Source organism: Streptomyces sp. NRRL WC-3549 (genome assembly GCF_000721935.1).
Classification (GTDB): domain Bacteria; phylum Actinomycetota; class Actinomycetes; order Streptomycetales; family Streptomycetaceae; genus Streptomyces.
In genome coordinates this window covers 181,997-182,519 of the sequence record NZ_KL585395.1, presented here as the reverse complement: position 1 = coordinate 182,519, position 523 = coordinate 181,997, and the positions used below count along the sequence as shown (strand labels likewise).

Below are 523 nucleotides of genomic sequence, written 5' to 3'. Positions count from 1 at the left end.
GTCTCGATGAGCCCGTCCGTGCAGAGCATGATCGTCTCACCGGCCCCCAGGACGACCCGGGTCGTCGGATAGTCGGTGTCCGTCTCGATGCCCAGCGGCAGCCCGCCCGCGGTCTGCCGGATCACCGCGGTCCCGTCGACGCTGATCACCACCGGGTCCGGGTGGCCGGCCCGGGCGATGTCGAGGGTGCCGCTGTCCGGGTCGGCCTCCGCGTACAGGCAGGTGGCGAAGCGGGCGGCGGCGACCGCGTCCTCGCCGTCGGCGGGCTCGTACGCGTGGGTGAGGCCGGACAGGAAGCGGGAGGCCCGGGCGAGCACGGCGTCCGGGCGGTGGCCCTCGGAGGCGTATGCGCGGAGCGCGATCCGCAGCTGGCCCATCAGCCCCGCGGCCCGCACGTCATGGCCCTGGACGTCGCCGATGATCAGGGCGATACGGCCGTTGGGGAGCGGGATCACGTCGTACCAGTCGCCGCCGACCTGGAGCCCGCCCCCGGTGGGGACCTGTCTCTTATACACATCTCTGA

General features: G+C 73.0%; 1 protein-coding gene. It reads right to left on the bottom strand.

Annotation, left to right across the window (positions count from 1 at the left end):
• Nucleotides 1-523 (bottom strand): PP2C family protein-serine/threonine phosphatase (locus IH13_RS0113660; protein WP_158791165.1); only part of this gene is annotated, 523 nt, incomplete at both ends.